Source organism: Coprococcus intestinihominis (assembly GCF_040096555.1).
Lineage (GTDB): Bacteria > Bacillota > Clostridia > Lachnospirales > Lachnospiraceae > Coprococcus_A > Coprococcus_A intestinihominis.
In genome coordinates this window covers 1-5047 of the sequence record NZ_JBBMEK010000241.1, presented here as the reverse complement: position 1 = coordinate 5047, position 5047 = coordinate 1, and the positions used below count along the sequence as shown (strand labels likewise).

The 5047-nt window shown below is 41.8% G+C and carries 7 protein-coding genes; 5 read left to right on the top strand and 2 right to left on the bottom strand.

Annotated elements, in window-relative coordinates; genetic code table 11:
• The first annotated feature begins 68 nt into the window (after positions 1–68).
• Complete coding sequence (locus WMO25_RS14660) at positions 69–359, top strand: YerC/YecD family TrpR-related protein (protein WP_015515344.1); 291 nt, start codon at positions 69–71, stop codon at positions 357–359.
• A gap of 35 nt (positions 360–394) precedes the next feature.
• Here the strand turns inward: WMO25_RS14660 and WMO25_RS14655 are convergent, their stop codons facing one another.
• Positions 395–982 (bottom strand): DUF1836 domain-containing protein, encoded by a 588-nt coding sequence (locus tag WMO25_RS14655; protein ID WP_117538629.1) that lies wholly within the window; start codon positions 980–982, stop codon positions 395–397.
• A 206-nt stretch (positions 983–1188) separates the two neighbouring features.
• On the opposite strand from WMO25_RS14655, the gene WMO25_RS14650 reads away from it, so the two are divergent.
• The 4 genes from WMO25_RS14650 (at position 1189) to WMO25_RS14635 (ending at position 3716) form a co-directional block, all read left to right on the top strand.
• A complete protein-coding gene (locus WMO25_RS14650) occupies positions 1189–1539 on the top strand; it encodes a cupin domain-containing protein (protein ID WP_349085918.1) in 351 nt (116 codons plus the stop codon).
• Entirely contained in the window at positions 1475–2143 is a 669-nt protein-coding gene (locus tag WMO25_RS14645) for a hypothetical protein (protein ID WP_349085917.1), read from the top strand. Before WMO25_RS14650 ends, WMO25_RS14645 begins: the two co-directional genes overlap by 65 nt.
• A 258-nt stretch (positions 2144–2401) precedes the next feature.
• Complete coding sequence (locus tag WMO25_RS14640; protein ID WP_349085916.1) at positions 2402–3001, top strand: YczE/YyaS/YitT family protein; 600 nt, start codon at positions 2402–2404, stop codon at positions 2999–3001.
• 16 nt (positions 3002–3017) lie between these two features.
• Positions 3018–3716, top strand: a complete 699-nt coding sequence (locus tag WMO25_RS14635; protein WP_349085915.1) for a hypothetical protein — start codon at positions 3018–3020, stop codon at positions 3714–3716.
• A 108-nt stretch (positions 3717–3824) separates the two neighbouring features.
• On the opposite strand, the gene WMO25_RS14630 is transcribed toward WMO25_RS14635, so the two are convergent.
• Positions 3825–4826, bottom strand: coding sequence for an ABC transporter substrate-binding protein (locus tag WMO25_RS14630; protein WP_349085914.1), 1002 nt, complete (start codon positions 4824–4826; stop codon positions 3825–3827).
• Positions 4827–5047: the final 221 nt, after the last annotated feature.

Below are 5047 nucleotides of genomic sequence, written 5' to 3'. Positions count from 1 at the left end.
AGTCAGTACTGGACGGCATACGTTCGAATGGCATATTATTATTTATAATGAAGGGGATTTGTGACGACATGAATAAAAAAATTAAAACGCCGGAAGTTGAGCAGTTATTCAAAGGTATGCTTTGTCTGAAGAGCGTGGAAGAGTGCTATGAATTCTTCGAAGATATCTGTACCATCAATGAGCTGCTGTCATTATCACAGCGATTCGAGGTGGCCAGAATGCTTCGCGAGAAGAAGACATACCTTGAGATCGCAGAGAAGACAGGTGCTTCTACTGCAACGATCAGCCGTGTCAATCGTTCACTGAATTATGGTAACGATGGTTATGATATGGTCCTGGATCGCCTGAATGAAGAATAAATTGTTATAAAATAAAGGAATGCACAGGCATTCCTTTATTTTTTGTCCAAAATGGCTTCAATGAGCTGTTTCTTGAGATAAATGTCCAGACTCAGCATACAGATAAATGTAAATTCCCGGAGGGATGCCTGATCAGCCTTCGGAGCATCGGGAAACAGGTCTGCTGACATGTGGAACTGCTTCATAACATTCTCCAGTACTTCCTGAACGAAAGTATCCTCCTTGGAAAAGAGAGTTGTGTAGATGGCCTCCAGATTCAGATCCGCATCCTTATGAAAATACTTGTCCGTCAGAGGCCCCAGAATGGTCTTGATGTCGCTGATGGGCAGAAAATTCTTAAAATAGTAAATAAAGATCATCAGAAGAATATGGTCTCTGGAATACTTCTTCTTGTCCGGCGGCGGCAGCAGATGATTCTTCGTGTAGTTGTTGATCATGGTCTTGGTCATGATCTTGTCATCTTCAAAACGGATGGTTTTGGCAAGATGCCGGGTCAGGAATGTTGTAATCTGGTCTACATATAAATCAAGATCCGGCAGCATGGACGCCTTGATATAACTGCCATCGGTATAGCGTTTGAAAACTTCTTCGATGACGGAAGGGATATCGTTGCCTTGTTCCATGATCGGGTTCAGTCCTTTCGTTGAAAATTTATCTACTTATAGTATAGTCTATAAAATAGCAAAAGGTCAATCAAAAATTGCAATACGTAGTAATGAAAACCATGTTGATGAAAGGCTTGCATTCACTGCCTGCAGATGGTATGCTAAAAGACGAAAATATCCGATTTTTTAGTATGGATCGGGAAATTTACAGGAGGTAGACAACAATGATTAAACGAGCAGAAGATATGGTGAAGTTATATAATGAGCATATGCGAGGCGGAGACGGAACTGTGGAGATTATCCGTTATCTTGAACCTGAGGAGTTTAACGGAAATGCTAAGATGATCGCGAAGCTGGTGCTTAAGCCGGGATGTTCTATCGGCGAGCATACACATGAAGGTGAAGAAGAAATTATTTGTATTGCAAAGGGAAATGCAGAATACAATGACAACGGTACAATGGTGACACTTCATGAAGGGGATTCCTGTGTTTGTCTGGGCGGACAGATACATGGCATCAGAAATGCATCTGATACAGAGAATCTGGAAGCCTTTGCCGTTATTCTTCTGTATTAATCAATGGGTCATTATGAAGAGAATGAAGTTGGACAAAACATGTACAGTGTGTATGATTTTGCTCCTGACGGTGCTGCTTGCAGCATGTGGCAGGGGCAGCAATCAGGAAGCAGCATCTGAAAAGCCGGTAGATATTGTATCCGAAGTCGCGGAGGCCGTCAGCAGTGAGCCGGAGACGACTGCGATGGATGAAACGGTTCAGAAGAATTACAAAGTTCTTCTGGATGGAACTTCTGATCAGGAGGCTGTTTATTATCTGATGGATGTGACAGGCAACAGTTCACCGGAACTGATTGTCGGTAAAGAGGCCATGAGTGTTTATTCATGCAATCAGGGAGCAGTGACAACCATTGGTGCAATGGCCATTGATACAGCCTACTTGTCAACGAAGTATGGCTTCTTGGCATTCAACAACCAGAATGATAAGTATGAGCTTGTGCAGTATAAATACGATGGTGAGATGATCACTGAGACGGTGCTTGTGTCTGCGTCTTCTGAAGCTGATTATAAAAGCCAGGCGGATCAGTATCTGGCGGATGCAAGAGAGCTGAAGGCCTATGCACTGGATGACAGAACGCCTTTCGGTGATGAAGCTGCCGAATAGACCGCAGTGCTTGAAGATAATAAACAGAGCCTTTGTCAATAAAAAAAAGTATTGACAAAAGCTCTGAAAGTATGTATGATAAATTAAAATGAATACGGAGCTTGTCTCGGCAAACGAATAATGAAGGCTATAGATTTCTACTGTTTCTGAACATAACAGTTAAGTCTATAGTTTTTTTTATGCAGATAATGAGTGCGATTGGTTAAGAGCAGATCGTTTTCGTTTGTTTTAGTATCCGTACAGAAAGAGGTTATAGCAATGGGAAGAATGGAATGGATAAAAAAGATAATGATTATTGTGCTGGGATCGATGCTTGCAGCATATGGCATCACGTTGGCCTTGTATGCGGGATTTGGAGGGGCGACCCTCGCAATCGTATGGCAAGGCATGTCAAAAACATTTCATATAAGTATTGGTATGGCTTCTCTGATAGTGGCTTTGATAATGATAGTTTTTGTATTTTTTTATGATCGTTCACAGCTGAATATCGGCACAATCTTGTATCAGTTGGTGTACAGTTTTTGTGTAGATTTATTTGCAGATGCCCATGTATATAGTTCACATTTATGGCTAAATGCAGTCATTATGATATTAGGAGTTATGTTGTTTGCTGTCGGTACCGGATTTTATGCATCAGCGTCTATGGGGCGGGGCTCGTATGAGGCTCTAACTTTTTCGCTTGCCGAGAAGAATCACTGGCAGGTGAAAGGTGTGCGGATGATACTGGATGTTTTGATGGTGATTGTCGGTGTTGCATTAGGCGGAAAGTTTGGTATATGTGCAATAGCCACTATTCTGTTTTCTGGTCCGGTTATCCAGTTTACAACTGCAAAAACAAAAAAGTTATTAGCAATATAACACGAGGTACTTTAAAGTGAATTTTGAGAAAATAAATAACAGTCAGTGGGATATGAATTATGCGAGTGTATCATTTGTTATTCAGTGGATAAATAGTACAGGACATTTGGATATTGTTGATATGGGGTGGTCGAAAAATCTGATATTACGTCGTTTGACTGCTGTGATAAAAACGCAGTTTATAAGCCCGACAAATCAAATATATGAAAAATATCTTGTAAAAAATACAACGGTAAAAGAAAGAAAAAGATATGTTGAGAAGCTGAACGGAAGATGGTATTCAATAACAGCGCCTTTTAATGGATATATTAAGGGAAAAGGTGAAATTGATGAAGGATTCAAGCTGATTTGGAGACAATTTCTGCAGGAAGAGAAGAAAAAACTTGAAATATCGGATGTCAGACGACAAAGCAGAGTATCCAGGGCGTTTGATGAGATAGGAGAGATACTTGCAGCAATGACAGAAAATTGCAAAGGCCAGGAGAAGGACAGTCAAAATAGCTGTGATGAGTTTGTAGAAAGGATACGTGCAGTCAGTGCAGGAAAATCAGAAGAAGCGTTTGTGGACAGACTGATTTCTTTTTACTGTTATGAAATAGAGAAAGCCTATGCAAACCGAGATATGGCATTACTGGAAGAACTGACTATGGACTGGTGTCCGAATGGGCTGATGCATGATTATGTGTGGCAAAAAATAAAAGTAGCGGGTCAGTAATTTTGGCAGTAAAATAACCTCAAAATCCAAACTCAGTTTTTGAGTAGGATGGATTTTGAGGTTATTGCTGTTTAAAAGAGATATTTATCTCGGAGATTTAGTGTTATTTCATTCTTGAACAGCTTTTTCGGCAAATTCTGTTGTAATAAGAGTGCCATAATCTACCCGCTCAGTCAGTTCTCCGGCCTGGTCAAGGATATTTTGCAGCAAGTTGAAAGCTTCCTCTGTGAAAATACAGTCTTCCTTCCACGTATCCTGTGCAGCGTAACGGTCGATAATGGCAATGAGCTTATCGGTATCAGTCTCTTCAAATTGCGGCTGGATGACATCCGCAATTTCAGCAGGTGTGTGGCTGCCCACGTAATCCAGGCCTTTTTGGATGGCATTGGTAAATGCCTGAATGATATCCGGATGCGCCTGAATATAGCTCTCAAGGGCCGAGAAACAAGTATATGGGACATAGCCGGAGTCTTCGCCGAGAGATGCGATAACATGCCCGTTGCCGTTCATTTCCAGAGAGGTAGCAAATGGTTCAAATTCTACGGTATAGTCGGCGGTGCCGCTGGCAAAGGCTTCGGCCGTCAGTCCGAAATCCACATTCTGGATAATAGTCAGGTCATTTTTCGGATCAATGTTGTTGAGTGTTAAAACATACTCGAAAATCATTTCAGGCATGCCACCTTCACGACCGCCCAGAACGGTTTTGCCTTTCAAATCCTGCCATGTGAAATCCGGTTCTTCCTCTCTTGCAACAAGGAAGTTGCCGGCGCGCTGTGTCAGCTGGGCAAAATTGACAGCATAGTTCTGTGCCCCTTGGTTATAGACATAGACAGTGGCCTCAGGTCCCATAAAACCTATATCTGCGTCGCCGGATATGAGAGATGTCATTACATTATCTGCACCGGAACCGTTCACCAGAGTAATATCCAGACCTTCATCGGCAAAGTAGCCATTTTCGATAGCTACATACATGGGAGCATAGAAGATGGAATGGGCAACTTCGCTGAGGGTGACCGGTGTCAGGCCGGAACTTTTTTGGGAGCAGCCGGTAAAGATCATGGTAAGACAGCCAAGCAGTGCAGCCGCTGAGAAAAACTTTTTTAAATGCATACGGAAAAATCCTCCGGGGAATTCTACTTTTATCATATGTTTCCGGGGATGAAAAGTGAAAGCTGAAAATTTATAAAAGTTTTACTTGTGAAAAGACGATTGGTAGTGTACTCTTAAAAGAAGACATCATGTCGAATAAAAAACGGATAAACGGAGGATTTTTAATCATGGAAAATACAATGACAGGACGTAATGTCGGCAAGACATGCCGCACCCATTAC

What these genes read in the sequence shown, in the direction of transcription:
- WMO25_RS14660 (WP_015515344.1), top strand. Translation starts at nt 69, where the DNA reads ATGAATAAAAAAATTAAAACGCCGGAAGTTGAGCAGTTATTCAAAGGT.
- WMO25_RS14655 (WP_117538629.1), bottom strand. Translation starts at nt 982, where the DNA reads ATGGAACAAGGCAACGATATCCCTTCCGTCATCGAAGAAGTTTTCAAA.
- WMO25_RS14650 (WP_349085918.1), top strand. Translation starts at nt 1,189, where the DNA reads ATGATTAAACGAGCAGAAGATATGGTGAAGTTATATAATGAGCATATG.
- WMO25_RS14645 (WP_349085917.1), top strand. Translation starts at nt 1,475, where the DNA reads ATGGCATCAGAAATGCATCTGATACAGAGAATCTGGAAGCCTTTGCCG.
- WMO25_RS14640 (WP_349085916.1), top strand. Translation starts at nt 2,402, where the DNA reads ATGGGAAGAATGGAATGGATAAAAAAGATAATGATTATTGTGCTGGGA.
- WMO25_RS14630 (WP_349085914.1), bottom strand. Translation starts at nt 4,826, where the DNA reads ATGCATTTAAAAAAGTTTTTCTCAGCGGCTGCACTGCTTGGCTGTCTT.